Below are 540 nucleotides of genomic sequence, written 5' to 3'. Positions count from 1 at the left end.
GACCAAACAGCATCAAAGCTAACAAAGTCACGATCAAAAGAGGTAAGAAGCTTAATGTCTGTTCGTTAATTGACGTCGCGGCTTGAAAAATCGCCACGACCAAACCGATGAGCAAACTAGGGATAATAATGGCACAGACCATGATCAACACCATCCACAGTGCCTCACGGAAAAGCTCGACAAACATTTCAGGAGTCATGTCTTACCTCTTTTCTCTGTGCCAATCTAAAGGGCGAAACTGCCGGCTAAGGTCGACAATATCAAGTTCCAACCATCCACCAACACAAACAGCATCAACTTAAACGGCAGCGATACAATCATTGGCGATAGCATCATCATACCCATGGCCATCAAAACCGATGCCACCACCAAGTCGATGATCAAGAACGGCAGAAACAACATAAAACCGATTTGGAACGCCGTTTTCAGCTCCGAGGTGATAAAAGCGGGAATCAACACCGCCATCGACACATCTTCTGGATTGGTTACTTGCTCGCCCGACATATTTACGAAGGTTTCCAAATCCTTAATACGCGTTTG

At 45.6% G+C, this 540-nt stretch carries 1 protein-coding gene and 1 pseudogene; both read right to left on the bottom strand.

Features of this window, described 5'->3' with window-relative positions:
• Positions 1-199: flagellar biosynthetic protein FliQ (locus R7Z50_RS30510; RefSeq protein WP_318150151.1), on the bottom strand; the 199-nt coding region annotated here is incomplete at its 3' end.
• Positions 200-225: 26 nt separating this feature from the next.
• Positions 226-540, bottom strand: a pseudogene (locus tag R7Z50_RS30505) (flagellar biosynthetic protein FliP); the annotation flags it as partial.

The organism is Vibrio sp. 1249-1 (assembly GCF_033340495.1).
The sequence above is the reverse complement of the archived record's forward strand: the minus strand, read 5'-3'. Positions and strand labels throughout refer to the sequence as shown.